Source organism: Paraburkholderia sp. BL6665CI2N2, from assembly GCF_004366535.1.
In the GTDB taxonomy this organism is placed as follows: Bacteria; Pseudomonadota; Gammaproteobacteria; order Burkholderiales; family Burkholderiaceae; genus Paraburkholderia.
Window position 1 is genome coordinate 5,731,331 of sequence record NZ_SORC01000001.1, and the last position, 19,128, is coordinate 5,750,458.

Here is a 19,128-nt window from a genome sequence, read left to right on the forward strand (position 1 = left end):
TATCGGTGTCCGGCGGCGCGGCGTGGCGCGTCAGGCCGTCACCTTGAAGCGCGACACGCCGGTGCGCAGACTGTTGGCGACGTGCGTCAGATCGTCGATCGCCTGGGTCGACTGGCGCAGCGACTCCGCCGTCTGCTGCGCGGCCTCCGAGAGCTGCGTCAGCGCCTGGGTGATCTGCTCGGCGCCGGTGGCCTGCGTCTGCATGCCCTCGTTGACCATCGAGAAGCGCGGCGCGAGTTGCTGCACCTGCTGGATGATCTGCGTGAGATGGCCGCCGACGTTCTGCACGTCGAGCATGCCGCGCCGCACTTCTTCGGAGAACTTGTCCATGCCCATCACGCCGGCTGCCACCGCGGACTGGATTTCCTTGACCATCTGTTCGATGTCGTAGGTCGCCACGGCGGTCTGATCGGCGAGGCGGCGAATCTCGGTTGCCACGACCGCGAAGCCGCGGCCGTATTCGCCGGCTTTTTCCGCTTCGATTGCCGCGTTCAGCGAGAGCAGGTTAGTCTGGTCCGCAACCTTGGTGATGGTGGCGACGACCTGATTGATGTTGCTGGCCTTCTCGTTGAGGATCGCGAGCTTCGCGTTGACCGAGCCGGCCGCTTCCATCACGAGGCGCATGGTTTCTTCCATGCGCGCGAGACCGGCGTGACCGGTGCCCGCGAGCGCCGCCGACTGGCCGGCCACTTCGGACACTTCGTTCATGGTGCGCAGCAGATCGCGCGAGGTCGCGAAGATTTCACGCGACGTGGCGCCTATCTCCGTGGTGGTGGCCGCAGTCTCGTTCGCCGTGGCTTGCTGTTCGCGCGAGGTCGCAGCGATTTCCGTCACAGACGTGGTCACCTGCACCGCCGATTTCTGCGCCTGGCCGACCAGCGCGGTGAGTTCGTCGGTCATGCGGTTGAAGCCCGCCTCGAGCGCGCCGATTTCGTCCGCGCGATTCAGTTGCAGACGCTGGGTCAGGTCGCCAGTGCGCATCACGTCGACGACGCGGAGCACTTTGGCCATTGGCGTAGTGACCGCGCGCAGCAGCCAGTATCCGGCCAGCACGGCCGCGATCGCGGCGAGCAACAGCATGACGAGCAACACGACGCGGGTTGCCTCGACCGAATTGCGGATGCTTTCCGCAGCTTTGTCGGCGTCGGCCTTGTTGTTTTCCACCAGTTTGCGCGCCGAGAGGCGGCCCGCTTCCCAGATCGGCGTCAGTTGCGTGTTGAAGACACGCACGGCGTTCTCTTTCGAGCTCGGCAGAGCATTCAGCAGCGCCGCCTGGATCGGCAGGTACTGCGTGTGTTGCTGGCGGAAGTCGTTGAAGAACTCACGATCGGTGTCGCGGAAGATGGTCGCGCCGTAGTCGCCGAACAGCTTCTGCAGCGCTTGCTCGGTCTCCTGCAAACGATCGGTGTCGCGCTTGATGGACTCGGGGTCCGCGTCCACGTAAATGAGGCGCTGTGTGACGGTGTAGTTCTCGAACCAGGCCGCGCGCATCGCGGTCGCGTAGTAGAGGCCGGGCATCGAATCTTCCTGCTGGCTCTTCGCGTCGCGGTCGATGCCGCCGAGCTGCTCGAAAGTGACGATTGCCATTGCCAGCATTACGATCAGCACGATCCCGAAGCTGCACAGAATCCGTTGCCGGATGGTCCATTGTTTCACGCGCACGCCCCTTACTTTTTCGCTTTGTCTCGACCCGTGCTGTCGATGTGGTCCGACCTGCTATCGACGGGCTGGAAAAGCTTTGCGGGTTGTCAGAACTATCCGACAGGTTGTGCCGCGAATTTTACATTGATCGGTGGAATGGGGAAGCGGGGTATCGCCCTGGCGCGCGGGGGGCACGGATTTGCGTACGCTGAATCAGCTTTGGGACTTCTTGGTATCGCGCGTGATCTGCCGGATGCTTGTCTCCGGTGTCGGCAACGCTTCTGGCATGGTTCCACCAAGTTCACGGATGGTGTCGCGGACTTTGCCGCCCACCTCAAAATGCGTCTGATTGGCTTGCCGCTTGCCTTGCACACCGTCGCGGCGCAATTTCTCCTCCGTTTGCGTCGCGCGGAAAAGATTGGCGGCTAGCTCGGTGCTGCCCATATGGTCGAGAATTTTCTGACTCTTTTTCAAACTCTTGCGCACGTGGATGTCCTTTGCGCCCAAGCCACCATAGAGGCCGCGATAGCCATGATCCTGGAAGACTGCATAATCGAGCGTGGTTTGCACGCCGGCACTGCGGGCGGTTGCGCTTAGTTTCTTGTTGTGAAGAGTGAGTTCACCGCGCAGCATCAGGCGACGCTGATCCTCCACCATACTGGCAAAAGCCTTGCCGTCACCGATTTCCTGACGTCTGGTCTGAATCGCAAAGTATGTTTGGCCGTTTGCGATGACGGGCTTCGACGGATCGCCATTCTGTACGACGAGATAGCACGCATATCGCGAGAGGCGGAAGTCTTCGACCGTGCGTTGCGCGCCGGAGCCGAGGCCGACCATTTTTCCCACTTGGGAAAAATGGTCGGAAACGCTGTGGCCCGAGCGCTTGCACGCCTCGCTTGCTTTCTCGATGACGCGCCTGAACTTGTCCCACGTTGCATATTCGAGAAGCGGCTGAAGCTCTCTCGCTGACCAGAACTCGACATTGTGTTCGCTGAATTGCTTGATGCCGTCGAAAGTGTGATTCGTCATAGTGGCTCCCTTGGTTCGTTACGTGGACAGCCGTGCCGATGCGTGACATCCGGCAACCTCACGTCGATTTTATGAACGGGGCTTCGACTAGGCCATCAGACACCGGAGATCAACGCGTCAGGATTATCGTCGGCTGAAGCAGTGCTTTCCTACGCCGGCAGGGCAACGCGGGCCGCCGTGCACCGATGTACCGCGTTACACGGGTAATGTCCCGTTACCACTTGCAGCATCTATTTCTGCGCGCGCCCGCCACAATCCGTTCCATGCCTGAACGGCGAGGAGTCAAACATGAAAAAGATCGCAGTGGCGTTGGTGATGGTGGGAAGTCTGAGCGTGGCCGGGCAAGCATCGGCGCATGGCAATGGCGGCGATGTCGTCGGCGCGCTGATCGGCGGGGCCGTGCTCGGGGCGGTGGTGACCTCCGTACTGAATCCGGCTCCGGTGGTGGCTTACCAGCAGCCCGTGTACGCGCAGCCGGCGTATCAGCCCGCGCCGGTCTACGCGCAAGCGCCGCCGGGATACTGCTATGACCAATACCAACAGGCCTATGTGGCGTGCGGTGCGCAACCGCCGCCGGCTCAATACGGATATCCGCAGCCCCAGCCGGGTTGGTAATCAATCGCAGAGCGCGCGCGTGGTCGTACGCGCCCACAGACAAAAAGGCCGTCGTGTTACGCGACGGCCTTTCCATTTCAAGCGCGACTCAGTGCCTGTGATGCAGCCACTCCGCATAGTGCGTGTCGAGCCAGCGCTCAAGTCTCTGTGGCTTTGTCTTCTGGTGATAGTGGGACGCGGCCCAGATAGCTACGCCGACCAGCAACATGACAGCAGGCCCCAGCAAATAGGCGATCAACGATTCAGACATGGGAGCCTCCGTATCGGGTTGCGTCCACCCTTCAGTTTAGGCGATGAAACGCGGGAGAAAAGGTCCGCGTGGTGCGATTGTGGCCGGCGTCTCAGCGGCGTCTCAGCCCTCACCCTTGAAACCTAGCAAAAAATAGAATTTTTTATTTCGAGCAGGAAGTTGCGTTGGATGCGAAGTGCTTTGTGTACCAATAAAACTGCATGTTTGGAAGGCGCGGCGCCCGACGAGGTAGCTTCAGGGCGTACTGATCGCAACTCTATGCATGCCTTCGATCTGTGCATCCACAAAATCCGCCCACTGCTGCATAAGCCATCGCTGCCCGGCGGCGTTGCCCGCGCTCGCACCTTGCTCGATACGCTCGGGCGTCGCCGATGAGTTCTGGTCGGGCGCGTCTGACGATTGTGTTATCTCGCGCAGATGCGCTGCTGCGGTGCGCCGGAAGTCATGCAGGACGAAATGCTCCACGTCCAGGCCGAGCGCCTTGACCGCCTGGTTCAGCGTACTTTTGGCGATCGGCCGATCGTCGCCCCTGACGCTCGGGAATACGAACTTTCGGCTGGCCCTGGCGTGGTCGAGTTCGCGCAGCATTGAGACTGCCTGCTGCGAAAGCGGCACGCGCTGATCGCGGTCTTTTTTCAGGCGTGCCGCGGGTATCGTCCACATCGCCTTGTCCAGATTGAATTCGGCCCACGTCGATTCGATCAGGTCCGACTTGCGCACCATCGTCAGCACCAGCAGATGCAGCGCCAGCTTCAGAGGACGGCGAATACTCGACGCGTCGATCGAACGAAACATCGCGCCGATCTCGTCGCCGGAGAGCACGCGGGTGCGGCTGTCGAAAGTGGCGATGGAACGCGCCGGCACGACCTCGGCCGGATTGCTGGCCGCGAGTTGCCGGGCGATCAGATATTCGTAGAGACGCTTCACCACGTTGCGCGTATGCAGCGCCATTTTCGGCGAACCGCGATTCTTGATTCTCTCGCATATCGCGACGATGTCGTCGGCGGTCACCGCTTTGATTCGCATGTGGCCGATGGCGGGCAAGATGTCCTTGTCGAGCGCGCGCCGCGTGGTGCGGCGGTATTCCTCGGACTTGCCGGCCATTTCCGTGGCGAGATAAAGCTCGGCGGCTTCGCGCAGGACATCGGCTTTGCTTTCCGCGCCGCGGTCGCGCCGCGCCGTGGCGACTGGCGAGATGCCTTGCGCGACCATCTCCGCATACTTCTGCGCCTTGGCGCGCGCGACACGCAGCGAGATCATCCGGTAGTCGCCGATGGTGGCGAGCGGTTGGCGTTTGCCGTTCAACGAATAACGGAAGCGCCAGATCTTGGTGCCGGTCGTCATGACTTCGATGACGAGGCCGTTGCCGTCAGCGACGCAATAGCGGGTGTCGCGTGGTTCGAGAGCGCGAATCTGGGCTTCGGTGAGAGGGACGGCTAGGCGGGGCATGTTCGGATCGCGGGTATTCGGACATCGGCGATTTTAAAGCCTTTGGCTGCTGTGTACCAAAGATTTGGCGATTTTTGGGTCAACGGAGTGGGGCTTTGGCGTTCGTGAATCCGCGCTTAGGGTGACCAAAAAGGCCCTTGCAATGGGACCGGCCAGCCCATGCTGCAGACACTCGCTCACTTCCCAATACAGAACCTGCTAAAAATTACTCCCAGCAGATCATCCGAACTGAACTCACCAGTGATCGAATTCAACTGATCCTGCGCGAGCCGTAGTTCCTCGGCGAACAAATCAAGCGCCTGCGAGTTTTGATCGGCGTGCGCGGCCGCAGTAGCCAGATGCTCCTCGGCTGCGCGCAATGCAATCAGATGCCGCTCGCGCGCCAGGTACACGCTTTCCGCTCCCGCCTGCCAGCCGGCGATCCGCAACAGTTCGTCGCGCAGCAGCGCGACGCCGTCGCCCTGTTTCGCGGAGAGTCGCACTTCGCTCAGTTCGAGGTCCGCGTCGAGCGCCTGTGCCGCTGGCGCGAGGCCGGTCAGGTCCGTCTTGTTGAGCACGCGCACCACCGGCACGCCGCCCGGAAAGCGCCCGGCAATCGCATCGTCTTCAGCCGTCATGCCGGTGCGCGCATCGAGCAGATGCAGCACCACATCGGCGCGCTCGATTTCGCTCCATGTGCGTGCAATGCCGATTTTTTCGACTTCGTCCTCGGTATCGCGCAGGCCGGCTGTGTCGATCACGTGCAGCGGGATGCCTTCGATCTGAATCGTCTGCGCGACCTTGTCGCGCGTCGTGCCAGCGATCGGCGTGACGATCGCCAGCTCCGCGCCGGCCAGCGCATTCAGCAGCGATGATTTGCCAACGTTCGGCTGGCCGGCCAGCACCACCGAGAGCCCTTCGCGCAACAACGCGCCTTGCCGCGCTTCGCTCAGCACGTGCGCGAGACGCTCGCGTATGCGCGCGAGCTTGCCGCGGGCGTCGGCGGCTTCGAGGAAGTCGATCTCTTCTTCCGGGAAGTCGAGCGTCGCTTCGACCAGCATGCGCAGCGTGATCACGTCTTCGACCAGCGCGTGAATGTCGCGCGAGAACGCGCCGTCGAGCGAGCGGCCCGCTGAGCGCGCGGCGGCTTCGGTGCTGGCCTCGATCAGATCGGCGACCGCTTCGGCCTGCGCCAGATCGAGCTTGTCGTTGAGGAAGGCGCGCCGCGTGAATTCGCCGGGTTCGGCGAGGCGCAGACCGAACGCGCGGCCGGCGTCGATGCAACGCTGCAGCACGAGTTGCAGCACTACCGGACCGCCGTGGCCTTGCAGTTCGAGCACGTGCTCGCCGGTGTAGGAATGCGGCGCCGGAAAGTACAGCGCAATGCCGCGGTCGAGTGCATTGCCGCTCGCGTCGAGGAACGGCACGTAGCTGGCGTGGCGCGGCGCCAAAGTCTGGCCGGTGAGTGCCTGCATCAGCGGCTGGGCCGCCGTCTCGCCCGCGCGGCCGAACGAAATCCGCACGACCCCGATTCCTCCCCGGCCGGGCGCGGTGGCAATGGCGACGATCGGATCGGAGTCGGTGGTGAGCATAAAAAGCGTGGCAAAAGCAGAGAGGAGGGGAGGGCGCCGCCGGTCAGCGCGGCGCGAGGCATTGTAACGCGCGAGCATTCGGTGCCCGTGTCGCGGCGCTCTTGTTGATGGCGGAAGCTGACTTATTCCGACGGTTGGGATTTATCTCAAACGAGCTAGGATTGCTACTGCGTTCCTTGAGAATAAATCAGAAGTTGTAGGACGGCGAAGTCACAGACAGGCGTGCCAGACAAGGAAAACACCAAAATTCTACAAATTCGGCAGACCCATTGCCCGAAGCGCCTCGCAAGCTAAAACTATCTCAAATACGCTAAAACTAAACTCGCCCGGTTGTCAACTATTTGAACGTTGAATTGCACAATCCGGCCCATGCCGACCAATAAAGAAAAAGCCGCCTTCGCCAAACGGTTGAAGGACCTGCTGGAGCCGCTGAAGATTCGCGGCGGGACCAAGCTCGCCGAGCAATTCAACCTTCGCTATCGAGGCGAGCGGGAGGTCACGCCGCAAACCGCGCATAAGTGGTTATCTGGTACGACGATTCCTAAGCCCGATAAGTTGCGTACGTTAGCCGAATGGCTGAACGTGAAAGAGCATTGGCTGCATTACGGACCGTCGCCGGGCGTGAATGCGAGGCCGCTGGCGCGTGGCGAGAAATATCCGCCGTCGCCGGAAACGATCGAACTCGCTTCCAAAATCGAGTCGCTCACACCGAAAGACCGCTTTCTGGTTCAGGAGATGATCGTTCGCTTTTACGGCGAAGACGCGGAGCCGGGCGAGGAATAAGCACGGCATTGCGTAACGCGTTTGCCGCGAGCATGAAAAAAGCCGCCCGGTTTTGCACCGGGCGGCTTTTTTTTATTGCTGCTAGCAGAGCTTTAGACGACGGCGAGCGCTTCCGCCCACCTCCGGCAAAACATCATCAAGCCGCTTTTGCCTTCGTTTGCCCCATCATCCGCGTGATGTAGTACTGCTGGGCGATCGACAGCACGTTGTTCACGACGTAGTACAGCACCAGACCGGCCGGGAAGAAGAAGAACATGACCGAAAACGCGATCGGCATAAACATCATCATCTTGGCTTGAACCGGGTCCGGCGGCGTCGGGTTCAGCTTGGTCTGCAGGAACATCGAGACGGCCATCAGCACCGGCAGGATGAAGAACGGATCCTGTTGCGAAAGGTCGTGAATCCACAGAATCCACGGCGCGCCGCGCATTTCCACCGACGACAGCAGCACCCAGTACAGCGAGATGAACACCGGAATCTGGATCACGACCGGCAGGCAGCCGCCGAACGGATTGACCTTCTCGGTCTTGTACAACTCCATCAGCGCCGAGTTCATCTTCTGCGGATCGCCCTTGAAGCGTTCGCGCAGCGCTTGCATACGCGGCGTGATCGCCTTCATGCGCGCCATCGACTTGTAGCTCGCAGCCGACAGCGGGAAGAACACCGCCTTGATCAGCAGCGTGAGCAGCACGATCGACCAGCCCCAGTTGCCGACATAGCTGTGGATCTTTTCGAGCAGCCAGAACAGCGGCTTCGCGATGATCGTCACCCAGCCGTAGTCCTTCACCAGTTCCAGACCCGGCGCGATGCCTTCGAGCATGCGCTCTTCTTCCGGACCGGCGAACAGACGCGCGGAGACGTCGACCGTTTGGCCCGGGGCAATCGTCGCCACCGGTTCCTTCACGCCAACGCGATACAGCGCCGGATCGATCTTCTCGACGTAGATGTCGCGCTTCACGCCCTGCTGCGGAATCCAGGCCGACGCGAAGTAATGCTGGACCATCGCGATCCAGCCGTTGTCGGCCGAGGTCGCGTAATCGTGCTTGTTCTTGTCGATGTCGCCGAACGTCATCTTCTGGAAGTGATGCTGGTCGGTGTAGACAGCCGGTCCGATGAACGTGTGCGAGAAGCGCGGCGTTTCCACCGGCTGATCGTCACGCACCAGTTCCATATAGACCGACGGGCTCACCGGCGTGGTACCGACGTTCTGAATCTTCGTGTCGACGCCGATCACATAGCTGCCACGCGTGAACGTGTAGGTCTTGATGACCTTCACGCCACCCTTCACCGGCGACTCGAAGCTGAGCTGGAACGACTTTTCGTTGCCCGTCAGATCGTGTTGCTGGTTCGGCAGCGGCGTGTAGATGTCGTTGTGATTCGGGAAATCGCCGCCAAGCAGGCCCGTGCGCGCCAGATACGTATGGTTCGCGGTGCGGTCGAACAGCGTGATGACGAGATCGGGCTGCTTGCCGTCGCCTTGCTTGACGAGCGACAGCTTCGACAGCGTGCCGCCGCGAGTGTCGATTTCGCCGCTATAGACGTCGGTGTTGAACTTGATCAGTTGCGATTGCGTGGCCGCCGGCGCGTTGCCCGGTGCGGCTGCGTTCGTGGCCGGCAGATCGGCGGGCTGGGTTCCCGGCGTCGTGGTTCCCGGGGCGGCGCTACCGACGGTCTTGGTCGGCGTGGCGCTCGGGAAGAACATCGACGGGCGTCCGTGGTCGCGTTGCCAGTTGTCGAACAGCATGACCGCTGACATGAAAAAGATGACCCATAGGACGGTGCGTTTGATATCCATGCGTTGTCTCAGTGTCGATGGAACGGCGCGTCAGCGCTTTTCAGAAGTGGGAGGCGGGACGAGATCGATGCCGCCCGCGGAAAACGGGTGGCAGCGGCAAATACGCCTGGCGGCGAGATAAGTCCCGCGCGCGGCGCCATGATACTGGATTGCTTCGCGCGCGTAATCAGAGCAGGAAGGGTAAAAACGGCACCGGTTGCCGAGCATTGGGCTCACGGCAACCTTGTAGAAACGCAGTAAAGCGATGAGTACCGTTTGCATGGCTGGTGCGGCCGGACGGCGCCGCGCAACGTGGAGTACCGGGCGACGCCCGCGCAGCATGGCTGCCGGAGCGGCCTGAACTGCAAAGCGGGCGGTCACTTGAGCGTCATTCCGTCTTGGGCGCTTCCGCGGGCGGCGCCTCGCGACGGGTCACTTCGCGCGCTGCCTTGTCGAGCAACGCCTCGATTTCACTGCGGCACAGCGCCCTCAACGGCGGCGACGAGGCGCTCGGCAAAGCCTTCTTGTCGAAGCGCGTGTGCAAACGCAGCAGCACATCCCAACCGCCGAATTCCGCGCGACGCAGCCGGAAGGCTTCACGCGCGATTCGACGTACCAGATTACGCGTGGCCGCGCGCGGCGCATACTTCTTGCCGATCACGAGGCCCAGGCGAGCTTCGTTGCCGGTGGGCCGGCCGTACACTACGAAGTGCGCGGTGCGGCGCCACGGGCGCAAACGAAAAACGGATGAAAATTCATCCGTTTTCAGCAGCCTTGCGGCTTTGGGGAAGGCGGCTTGCGCTCGCAACGGAACCGAGCCCAGTTGCTGCGCTTCAGCCGTTCCCGTCTTACCGCGGGCTTCACTACCCGGCATAAGCGTCGCGTGCAACGCCTGCCTTAGATGGCGAGGCGCTTGCGGCCCTTCGCGCGACGTGCGTTGATGACCTTGCGGCCACCTGCGGTCTTCATGCGAACGCGGAAGCCGTGGGTGCGCTTGCGACGGGTAACGGAAGGTTGGTAAGTACGTTTCATGTTGCTCTCACTTGATCGAAAAATAACCGCGCGATCATCGCTGAAAGCGCAATGGCCGGTGGTTCACTGAATTGGTTTTCGCGGAACCCGCTATTTAAACCGGTTTTTCGTTGACCGTCAATAGTTTAGCCTGGTTCGGCCCGGCCCCATGAGGAGCCAGCCTTGTGATCCGTCCCTGTGGATAACTCCCTTGCGGGTCCGTTTTGGCGTTAGAATCTCGCCTTACTTCCCAAAAATCCTGCACGCCGCTCCGGCTCGCTCGTCCCGCAAACCCTTGTGGCACAAGCGCCTGGAGCCATTGCGCCTGGTTAGTCTCGCTGCTCAGGGCCTTGTTGCGTGCGCGCGACAGGGGCAGCGGCAACCGCCGTGCACACCATAACGACAGCAACTCGATGAACGATTTCTGGCTACACTGTTCCGCCTTGCTGGAGCGTGAGCTCACGCCCCAGCAGTACGTGACGTGGATCAAACCGTTGGCCCCGGTCGCCTTCGACGCCGCTGCGAACACGCTTAGCATCGCTGCGCCGAACCGTTTCAAGCTCGACTGGGTCAAGAGCCAGTTCTCCGGCCGCATCGCGGATATGGCGCGCGATTTCTGGCACGCTCCTGTCGACGTCCAATTCGTGCTCGACCCGAAAGCCGGCATGCGCGCCCCTGCGGCAGCCGCGCCGGCGCCGGCTTCTGCGCGTCCGGCCTCCGCGCCTAGCTCGATGGGCGGCAGCGCCGGCAATGGCGCTGCGGTGGACGCAGCCGTCGGCGCCGTGCAAGCGGCGCAGGCCGCACGCGCCGCCGGTATGAATGGCGCGAACAACGCCATGGCCAACCTCAACGCGAATGCCCGCGCCGCAGCTGAACACAACGCGAACGCGCGCGCCGCGGCCGCTGAAGATTCCGCCGACCTCGACCTGCCGAGCCTCGATGCGAACGAAGCCGCGGCCGCCCGTCGTACGTGGCGTCCGGGCCAAAGCGCGAGTTCGAGCGGCAACAGCGGCGAAAACGACTCGATGTACGAGCGCTCCAAGCTGAACCCGGTTCTGACCTTCGACAACTTCGTGACCGGTAAGGCCAACCAGCTGGCCCGCGCCGCGGCGATTCAGGTCGCGGACAATCCCGGCATCTCGTACAACCCGCTGTTTCTGTATGGCGGCGTCGGCCTCGGCAAGACTCACCTGATCCACGCGATCGGCAACCAGCTTTTGATGGACAAAGCGGGCGCGCGGATCCGCTACATCCACGCGGAACAGTATGTGTCCGACGTGGTGAAGGCGTACCAGCGCAAGGCGTTCGACGATTTCAAGCGCTACTACCACTCGCTCGACCTGTTGCTGATCGACGATATTCAGTTCTTTTCAGGCAAGTCGCGTACACAAGAGGAATTCTTCTACGCGTTCGAGGCGCTGGTCGCGAACAAGGCGCAGGTGATCATCACCAGCGACACGTATCCTAAGGAAATTTCGGGTATCGACGACCGGCTGATCTCGCGCTTCGACTCCGGCCTGACCGTGGCGATCGAGCCGCCCGAGCTGGAAATGCGCGTCGCGATTCTGATGCGCAAGGCGCAATCCGAGTTCGTGAGCCTGAATGAAGACGTCGCGTTCTTCGTCGCGAAACACTTGCGCTCGAACGTGCGTGAACTCGAAGGCGCGCTGCGCAAGATCCTCGCGTATTCGAAGTTCCACGGCCGCGAAATCACGATCGAAGTGACGAAAGAAGCGCTGAAAGACCTGCTGACGGTGCAGAACCGGCAGATTTCGGTGGAAAACATCCAGAAGACCACGGCTGACTTCTACAGCATCAAGGTCGCGGACATGTATTCGAAGAAGCGTCCCGCGAACATCGCGCGGCCGCGGCAGATCGCCATGTATCTGGCGAAAGAGCTGACCCAGAAGAGCTTGCCGGAAATCGGCGAGCTGTTCGGCGGACGCGACCACACCACGGTGCTGCACGCGGTGCGCAAAATTGCCGATGAGCGCAGCAAGGACGCGCAACTGAACCACGAACTGCACGTGCTGGAGCAGACGCTGAAGGGCTGAGCGGTCTGTCTGGAAAAAACGACCTGTTTATTTCCAAACTCGCCCCCATTTTAGTGAGGCGGTTCCGTTTTCAGGCACAATACAGGTTTAACCGCCCGGCGGCCGCGGGCGGCTTTCACGCCGTGACAGGCGCTGCGTGGCGCCGGCGGGGAGTCGTGGCTGCGCGCGGAAAAGCTTACCTGGCAAGGCGCGCAGGCCGTTATATCAACGAAGGAACTCTATGCAACTGGTCAAGACCGAACGCGATAACCTCCTCAGGCCGCTGCAAACTGTGAGCGGCATCGTCGAACGCCGCCATACGTTGCCGATCCTCGCCAATTTGCTGATTACCAAGAACGGCCCTGACGTGTCGTTCCTGTCGACCGACCTCGAGTTGCAGATCACCACGCGTGCCGATTTCGGCGTGGGCGGCGATTCGGTGGCGACCACGGTGGCAGCGAGAAAGCTCCTCGACATTCTGCGCGCCATGCCCGACGGGCAGGTCACGCTCACGCTGAACGACAAGCGTTTGACCGTGCAATCCGGCAAGAGCCGCTTTGCGCTGCAAACGCTCGCCGCGGACGAATTCCCGACGGTCGCGCAAGCTAAAGACTACGGCGCGAACCTCGTGGTTCCCCAAAAGACGTTCCGCCAGTTGCTCGGCATGGTCCATTTTTCGATGGCCCAGCAGGACATCCGCTACTACCTGAACGGCATGCTGCTGGTGGTAGATGGCGACCAGCTGATGGCGGTCGCAACGGACGGCCACCGTCTGGCGTTCTCGTCCATGAAGATCGAAGGCTCGTTTCAGCGTCAGGAAGTGATCATTCCGCGCAAGACGATTCTGGAACTCCAGCGTTTGCTGGAAGACATCGACGACACGCTGAAGATCGACATCGCGCAGACGCAGGTCAAGTTCACGTTCGGCCAGGTCGAACTGGTGTCGAAGCTGGTGGAAGGCAAATTCCCCGACTTCCAGCGCGTGATTCCGAAGTCGCACAAGAATCAGTTCGTGATTGGCCGTGAAGAACTGCAGCGCTCGCTGCAACGCGCCGCGATTCTGACCTCGGACAAATTCAAGGGCGTGCGCTGCATCATCGAGCCGGGCCAGTTGAAGATCATGTCGACCAACGCCGATCAGGAAGAGGCGCAGGAAGAACTGGAAATCGCATACGACGGCGACAGCGTCGATATCGGGTTCAACGTCACGTATCTGCTCGACGTGCTCGCGAACCTGAAGGTCGACACGTTGCAAGTGAGCCTGGGCGACGCCAGCTCCAGCGCGTTGATCACGATTCCCGAGAACGACGAATTCAAATACGTCGTCATGCCGATGCGCATCTAACGCGTCCAACACCAAAGAACACACCAAGGGGCGCAGTGCCCCTTTGGCGTTTTTATGGTGATTTGAAAAGTCCCGAGCAGCAACCTTGCAGCAACGCAGAACCGGAAAAAATCCATGACTGAAACGAACAATTCGCAACCCGACAACAGCTACGGCGCATCCTCGATTCAGATCCTCGAAGGTCTGGAGGCGGTGCGCAAGCGGCCCGGGATGTACATCGGGGATACATCGGACGGGACCGGTCTGCATCACCTCGTATTCGAAGTGCTGGACAACTCCATCGACGAAGCGTTGGCGGGGCATTGCAACGACATCCAGGTGATCATTCACGCGGACAACTCCATTTCCATCACCGACAACGGCCGCGGCGTGCCGACCGGTCTGAAGATGGACGACAAGCACGATCCGAAGCGCAGCGCCGCTGAAATCGTGATGACCGAGTTGCACGCCGGCGGCAAGTTCGACCAGAACAGCTATAAGGTGTCCGGCGGCCTGCACGGCGTGGGCGTGTCGTGCGTGAACGCATTGTCCGCGTGGCTGCGTTTGACCATTCGCCGCGACGGCAAGAAGCACTTCATGGAATTCCACCGTGGTGTGCCGCAGAACCGCATTATCGAAGAGATCGACGGCGTGGCCGTTTCGCCGATTCAGGTCACCGGCGAGACCGAGAACCGCGGCACCGAAGTGCACTTCCTCGCTGACGAGACGATTTTCGGCAACATCGAATATCACTACGACATTCTGGCCAAGCGGATTCGCGAACTGTCGTTCCTGAATAACGGCGTGCGAATCAAGCTGACCGACCAGCGCACCGGCAAGGAAGAAGATTTTGCGTTCGTGGGCGGCGTGAAGGGCTTTGTCGAGTACATCAACAAGAACAAGTCCGTGCTGCACCCGAACATTTTCCACATCAGCGGCGAGAAAGACGGCGTGGGCGTGGAAGTGGCGATGCAGTGGAACGACAGCTACAACGAGAACGTGCTGTGCTTCACGAACAACATTCCGCAGCGTGATGGTGGGACGCACTTGACCGGTTTGCGCGCGGCGATGACGCGCGTGTTGAACAAGTACATCAACGATCATGAGGTCGCGAAGAAGGCGAAGGTTGAGACTTCCGGCGACGATATGCGTGAAGGGTTGTCGTGCGTGTTGTCGGTGAAGGTGCCGGAGCCGAAGTTCAGCGCGCAGACGAAGGACAAGCTGGTGTCGTCGGAAGTACGCGCGCCGGTGGAAGATGTGGTCGCGAAGGCGCTCGAAGAGTTTCTGCTCGAGACGCCGAATGACGCGAAGATTATTTGCAGCAAGATTGTCGATGCCGCGCGCGCGCGGGATGCGGCTCGGAAGGCGCGGGAAATGACGCGTCGCAAGGGTGTGCTTGACGGCGTGGGTCTGCCTGGGAAGCTGGCGGATTGCCAGGAGAAGGATCCGGCGAAGTCCGAGATTTATATCGTCGAGGGAGACTCGGCAGGCGGGTCGGCGAAGCAGGGTCGGGATCGGAAGTTTCAGGCGATTTTGCCGCTGCGCGGCAAGGTGCTGAATGTGGAGAAGGCAAGGTATGACAAGCTGCTTTCTTCGGAGCAGATTGTTACTTTGATTACTGCTCTCGGTTGCGGGATTGGTAAGGAAGACTACAACCTCGATAAGCTGCGTTATCACCGCATCATCATCATGACCGATGCTGACGTTGACGGTGCGCATATTCGGACGCTGTTATTGACGTTCTTCTATCGGCAGATGCCGGAGATGATCGAGCGTGGGTACATCTATATCGCGCAACCGCCGCTGTTCAAGATCAAGGCGGGTAAGGATGAGCGGTATTTGAAGGATGAGGCCGAGGTTAATGCTCACATTCTGAAGCTGGCGCTGCAGGGGTCGGAGTTGTTGGCTTCTGAAGGGGCTACGCCGATTACTGGCGATGCGTTGGGGGAGTTGGCTCGGGCTTATTTGCTTGCGCAGGGTGTTGTTAACCGGTTGAGCCGGTTGTATGACGCTGGGGCGCTTGAGGCTGTGATGGATGGGATTGCGATCGATCTGTCCAGCGAGGAAGCGGCTGATGCGTCGGCTAAGGCTCTTGAAGCGAAGTTGCGCGATGATCCGTTGAAGCCGGAAGTTAAGGTTACGACGATGTATGACCCGGTGAGGGAGCTGCGCTCGCTGCGGGTTGCGCGGACGCATCACGGGAATCAGAAGATTTCTGTGTTGGATCAGGATTTTCAACTCACCGCTGACTATCAACAGCTGATCAATACCGCTAATACGTTTAAGGGGTTGATTGGTACTGGAGCTGTCATTAAACGTGGCGAGCGGAGTATGGCTGTTACTGACTTTAAGTCGGCTATGAAGTGGTTGCTGGCTGATGCTGAACGTAACATCTCGAAGCAGCGCTATAAGGGTCTCGGTGAGATGAATCCTGGGCAGCTTTGGGAGACTACGATGGATCCGACTGTGCGTCGTCTTCTTCGGGTGCAGATTGAGGATGCTATTGCGGCTGATGGGATCTTTACTACGCTCATGGGGGATGATGTGGAGCCGCGTAGGGCGTTCATTGAGTCGAATGCGTTGCGGGCGGGGAATATTGATGTGTAATGACCGAACGCTGCTGAGATAAAACGCATGACGTAAGAATATAGGGCCCGTAAGTTGAGAACCTTACGGGTCTTTTTTATAGTTCGGACTGTCCGCGTCCCGCGGTATCTCATAGACGCCTCTGTTGAAGATTTTTCACCGATCCATTTTCGTCCGCACCGGCGATCACGCACTAAAGCAGTCATCGAGTTTCATTCCGCCGATATCATATTTAAAGTATTCTCCCGCTTGCCGTTGCGACTCTGGCAACGGCCGCCCGCTGCGTCGGCGAGTCTAATAATCTGAGAACATGAGATGAGCAGATACTGCGGGGACGATGACTCGAAATCGATCCTAGAGGCGGCCGCGCATTGGCGTGACGTGGCACTGCTGGGCGGCGGTTCCGTCCTCACGAGTAAGCAGCTTTGGACGTCATCGGCGCTCGAGTTGCTCGATGAGTACTTCGTAAGAAGGCCGGACCTTGGCGACGGTAAATACCTGGAAAAGTTGAAACAGCAACTCTCCCCCGTTGACGGCCCCGCTAAGCAACTGGTCGCGGAGATGATGTGGCTGCTGTACCTTTGCCCGAGCAGCCTGACCGCAGCACACAAGCGCAAGACTATCGAAGCGATCTGGGACTGGTCGAGTGAACCATCACCCACCGATTCGCGCTGGCTGGATGATGACGTGCTCGCTGGCATCGGTAGTGCAGGCCCGGGCTTTAATCAGAATCAGTGGCGAGAACTCGTTTTCCTGATCAACTTTCTCCGCCGCTTTCGTGCGCTAAGCGCAGATGATCAAGTTGCGTTAATGGAAGACGGCTGGAAGTTCGATGAATGGCTGCGCCAGATTCAGGATTGGGAAGCGAGGCAGTTTCGTCATATGCTCCTCTTCCTACTATTTCCAGACGACTTCGAGCGCATCTTCGGGAAAAATGACCGCAAGACCATCGTTCGACACTACTCGAAGCGCGAGCGGCGCGAAGTCAATCGAATGGATGCGGTCCAACTCGATCGAGAACTGCATGCCATCCGAAAACGCCTCGAAGTGGAGCGCGGGACCACGCAATTGGATTACTACGTACCTCCGTTAAAAGGTGAATGGCGTAGTGAAACGTTCGCCGCTGCAACGGAGGGCGTAACGGATGAGCACATCCTGCAAGCATTGGGTGAAATCGATCAAGAAGGCGTGCCGGAGGATGCAGAGTCTACTGGCTACGATCTCTTCTTCGAAGGCAAGCGCTATCCGCCCAAGTTAGTTGTGTCGCTGGCAGTCAAATACGCCACGGGTGAGCCACTGGATCGCGCCACATTTTCCGGAGGCGAAGCGTCCTCGGCTTTTCGTCTATTGCGACGTTTGGGTTTTGAGGTCGGTGCGAAAGATGACCCCGTCGGCGGTATTCCCGAACTGCTAGACCGCTTCCTGAAGCAAGCCAACAGTGGAACGGAGCTTCAAACCCAAGGCTACCTCAAGGAGTATCGCGGCCTCAGGGTTCGATTAAGCTTTGGCAAAGGCGGCATTGCCCGAACTCCGTGGATTGCCTTTCTCGGGGGAGAACAGTCAGTCACCGACGGCATCTATCCCTCGCTCTTGTTCTTCAGAGAGCAGCAGCAACTCGTACTGTGTTATGGGGTAAGCGACGAGGAGACACCACATCTGACTTGGGGCGAGCTTGGTGGAGTAGAGACCGTAAGAGACTGGTTCAAGGGGAGATTTGGGCGCACGCCGGAACGTTATGGATCATCCTTCGTCCGGGCCGCCTACGACGTCACGCAGCCTCTCCCCATGGCGGAGCTGCAACAAGATTTGGACGATGCTATCGACATCTACAATCGAGCGCTCAGCGCCGATGATGAGAATCCACAACTGGAAACGGATGAGCTGCAACACGCCCACACGCCTCTACCCGTCCGAGCCGATCTTCACGAAGCGGTCGAGTCGTTCGGCACTGCTCTGCGCGCCAGTGGCGTGCAATTCGGAGTTCAGCATGATGAACTTGTTTCAGCCTTCGTCGCCAGTCTGGTTGCTAAGCCGCTAGTCATCCTTACGGGTTTGTCCGGCTCTGGTAAAACACAAATTGCTATACGTTTCGGCGAATGGCTGGGCAAGGATCGGCTACACGTCGCGGCGGTGCGTCCGGACTGGACAGGCGCAGAGGTACTGTTCGGCTACGAAGATGCACTCAAGCGGGAGCTTGACGGGCGACCTGCTTGGGCGGTTCCTGCTCCGCTGGAATTTATCTTGAAGGCCGTTGCTGATCCACAGCATCCCTATTTGCTGCTGCTCGACGAAATGAACTTGGCGCACGTTGAGCGCTATTTCGCGGACGTACTGTCGGGCATGGAGTCCGGTCAACCATGCATCCCGAACCTGCATAAGGGCGCAGATGGCTGTTGGCGACTGCGTGTTGGCGCGGAGCCCAGAGTCCCCTTCCCGAGAAACCTATGGATTATTGGTACGGTCAACGTTGACGAGACGACATATATGTTTTCGCCGAAAGTACTTGATCGTGCTAACACTTTCGAGTTTCGCGTGCATTCGAGCGATCTGTTGATCGAAGTCGCTAAGCCTCGGCCGTGCGAACCTGGAGATCAGGAACTGGTGCGAGGGCTCCTGAGCATCGCTAGAGACGATGGCTGGCATCGAGAACATCCAAACGCGGCGGCCGGCGAACTCTCCGTCCGTCTGCGACAACTGCATGAACTGCTGAGCCGATACAACCTCGAGTTTGGGCACCGATTGTTTTATGAGGCAATGCGATTTGCTTCGCTCTCGGAAGAGGCGGGAATTGGAAGGGTTGGAGCTATCATGGACCGAATTGTCATGCAGAAGATATTGCCGAGATTGCATGGTTCCCGCCGACGTTTGGAGTTGCCTCTGCTTGCGCTTGCGCAGTTCTCCCGAGACCTACCTAACGCAGTCGCGAGCGACGACTTGCTGCCAACGGCAATGGTGGAGGAGGCGCCGGAGCTGGGTGCGGCTCTCCCTGTTGCCTATACCAAGGCGATTCGAATGCTTCGAAGCTTGCGTGCCAATCAGTTCGCCAGCTTTACGGAATAATT

Annotated in this window: 15 protein-coding genes; 6 read left to right on the top strand and 9 right to left on the bottom strand. The window is 59.9% G+C overall.

Annotated elements, in window-relative coordinates:
* Window positions 1–30: 30 nt before the first annotated feature.
* Window positions 31–1,596: a methyl-accepting chemotaxis protein gene (locus B0G81_RS25740; protein WP_279590539.1), complete on the bottom strand. Its 1,566-nt coding sequence runs from the start codon at window positions 1,594–1,596 to the stop codon at window positions 31–33.
* A gap of 258 nt (window positions 1,597–1,854) precedes the next feature.
* On the bottom strand, window positions 1,855–2,670 hold the full coding sequence (gene dinD, locus B0G81_RS25745) for a DNA damage-inducible protein D (protein WP_121306934.1): 816 nt from the start codon (window positions 2,668–2,670) through the stop codon (window positions 1,855–1,857).
* Window positions 2,671–2,958: 288 nt separating this feature from the next.
* Between dinD and B0G81_RS25750 the strand changes: the two genes are divergently transcribed.
* On the top strand, window positions 2,959–3,285 hold the full coding sequence (locus tag B0G81_RS25750; protein WP_134138916.1) for an ecotin precursor: 327 nt from the start codon (window positions 2,959–2,961) through the stop codon (window positions 3,283–3,285).
* Window positions 3,286–3,373: 88 nt separating this feature from the next.
* Here B0G81_RS25750 and B0G81_RS43800 read toward each other — a convergent pair whose 3' ends face one another.
* From B0G81_RS43800 to mnmE, 3 genes are all read right to left on the bottom strand, one after another.
* Complete coding sequence (locus tag B0G81_RS43800) at window positions 3,374–3,535, bottom strand: hypothetical protein (protein WP_012434883.1); 162 nt, start codon at window positions 3,533–3,535, stop codon at window positions 3,374–3,376.
* Between the two features lie 234 nt (window positions 3,536–3,769).
* Window positions 3,770–4,984: an integrase arm-type DNA-binding domain-containing protein gene (locus B0G81_RS25755; RefSeq protein ID WP_134138918.1), complete on the bottom strand. Its 1,215-nt coding sequence runs from the start codon at window positions 4,982–4,984 to the stop codon at window positions 3,770–3,772.
* A 176-nt stretch (window positions 4,985–5,160) separates the two neighbouring features.
* Window positions 5,161–6,555, bottom strand: coding sequence for a tRNA uridine-5-carboxymethylaminomethyl(34) synthesis GTPase MnmE (gene mnmE, locus B0G81_RS25760; RefSeq protein WP_106284936.1), 1,395 nt, complete (start codon window positions 6,553–6,555; stop codon window positions 5,161–5,163).
* Window positions 6,556–6,924: 369 nt separating this feature from the next.
* Between mnmE and B0G81_RS25765 the strand changes: the two genes are divergently transcribed.
* Window positions 6,925–7,338 (top strand): XRE family transcriptional regulator, encoded by a 414-nt coding sequence (locus B0G81_RS25765; protein ID WP_116118620.1) that lies wholly within the window; start codon window positions 6,925–6,927, stop codon window positions 7,336–7,338.
* A gap of 136 nt (window positions 7,339–7,474) precedes the next feature.
* On the opposite strand, the gene yidC is transcribed toward B0G81_RS25765, so the two are convergent.
* From yidC to rpmH, 4 genes are all read right to left on the bottom strand, one after another.
* Entirely contained in the window at window positions 7,475–9,133 is a 1,659-nt protein-coding gene (gene yidC / locus B0G81_RS25770; RefSeq protein ID WP_134138920.1) for a membrane protein insertase YidC, read from the bottom strand.
* Window positions 9,134–9,163: 30 nt separating this feature from the next.
* Window positions 9,164–9,394: a membrane protein insertion efficiency factor YidD gene (yidD, locus tag B0G81_RS25775; RefSeq protein ID WP_007180115.1), complete on the bottom strand. Its 231-nt coding sequence runs from the start codon at window positions 9,392–9,394 to the stop codon at window positions 9,164–9,166.
* Window positions 9,395–9,500: 106 nt separating this feature from the next.
* Window positions 9,501–9,986, bottom strand: a complete 486-nt coding sequence (locus B0G81_RS25780; RefSeq protein WP_134138922.1) for a ribonuclease P protein component — start codon at window positions 9,984–9,986, stop codon at window positions 9,501–9,503.
* A 23-nt stretch (window positions 9,987–10,009) separates the two neighbouring features.
* Window positions 10,010–10,144, bottom strand: coding sequence for a 50S ribosomal protein L34 (gene rpmH, locus B0G81_RS25785; RefSeq protein WP_004198824.1), 135 nt, complete (start codon window positions 10,142–10,144; stop codon window positions 10,010–10,012).
* Between the two features lie 392 nt (window positions 10,145–10,536).
* Between rpmH and dnaA the strand changes: the two genes are divergently transcribed.
* The 4 genes from dnaA (at window position 10,537) to B0G81_RS25805 (ending at window position 19,126) form a co-directional block, all read left to right on the top strand.
* Entirely contained in the window at window positions 10,537–12,177 is a 1,641-nt protein-coding gene (gene dnaA, locus B0G81_RS25790; protein WP_243856584.1) for a chromosomal replication initiator protein DnaA, read from the top strand.
* 220 nt (window positions 12,178–12,397) lie between these two features.
* Window positions 12,398–13,501, top strand: coding sequence for a DNA polymerase III subunit beta (gene dnaN / locus B0G81_RS25795; protein WP_007180118.1), 1,104 nt, complete (start codon window positions 12,398–12,400; stop codon window positions 13,499–13,501).
* A gap of 114 nt (window positions 13,502–13,615) precedes the next feature.
* Window positions 13,616–16,087 (top strand): DNA topoisomerase (ATP-hydrolyzing) subunit B, encoded by a 2,472-nt coding sequence (gene gyrB, locus B0G81_RS25800; RefSeq protein ID WP_134138926.1) that lies wholly within the window; start codon window positions 13,616–13,618, stop codon window positions 16,085–16,087.
* A 360-nt stretch (window positions 16,088–16,447) separates the two neighbouring features.
* Window positions 16,448–19,126, top strand: a complete 2,679-nt coding sequence (locus B0G81_RS25805) for a DUF3578 domain-containing protein (RefSeq protein WP_243856585.1) — start codon at window positions 16,448–16,450, stop codon at window positions 19,124–19,126.
* Window positions 19,127–19,128 lie beyond the last annotated feature (2 nt).

Coding starts and splice junctions, on each gene's coding strand:
- yidD (WP_007180115.1), bottom strand. CDS start 9,394: ATGCAAACGGTACTCATCGCTTTACTGCGTTTCTACAAGGTTGCCGTG.
- gyrB (WP_134138926.1), top strand. CDS start 13,616: ATGACTGAAACGAACAATTCGCAACCCGACAACAGCTACGGCGCATCC.
- B0G81_RS25755 (WP_134138918.1), bottom strand. CDS start 4,984: ATGCCCCGCCTAGCCGTCCCTCTCACCGAAGCCCAGATTCGCGCTCTC.
- mnmE (WP_106284936.1), bottom strand. CDS start 6,555: ATGCTCACCACCGACTCCGATCCGATCGTCGCCATTGCCACCGCGCCC.
- dnaN (WP_007180118.1), top strand. CDS start 12,398: ATGCAACTGGTCAAGACCGAACGCGATAACCTCCTCAGGCCGCTGCAA.
- B0G81_RS25750 (WP_134138916.1), top strand. CDS start 2,959: ATGAAAAAGATCGCAGTGGCGTTGGTGATGGTGGGAAGTCTGAGCGTG.
- yidC (WP_134138920.1), bottom strand. CDS start 9,133: ATGGATATCAAACGCACCGTCCTATGGGTCATCTTTTTCATGTCAGCG.
- B0G81_RS25740 (WP_279590539.1), bottom strand. CDS start 1,596: ATGCTGGCAATGGCAATCGTCACTTTCGAGCAGCTCGGCGGCATCGAC.
- B0G81_RS25780 (WP_134138922.1), bottom strand. CDS start 9,986: ATGCCGGGTAGTGAAGCCCGCGGTAAGACGGGAACGGCTGAAGCGCAG.
- rpmH (WP_004198824.1), bottom strand. CDS start 10,144: ATGAAACGTACTTACCAACCTTCCGTTACCCGTCGCAAGCGCACCCAC.
- B0G81_RS43800 (WP_012434883.1), bottom strand. CDS start 3,535: ATGTCTGAATCGTTGATCGCCTATTTGCTGGGGCCTGCTGTCATGTTG.
- dnaA (WP_243856584.1), top strand. CDS start 10,537: ATGAACGATTTCTGGCTACACTGTTCCGCCTTGCTGGAGCGTGAGCTC.
- B0G81_RS25765 (WP_116118620.1), top strand. CDS start 6,925: ATGCCGACCAATAAAGAAAAAGCCGCCTTCGCCAAACGGTTGAAGGAC.
- dinD (WP_121306934.1), bottom strand. CDS start 2,670: ATGACGAATCACACTTTCGACGGCATCAAGCAATTCAGCGAACACAAT.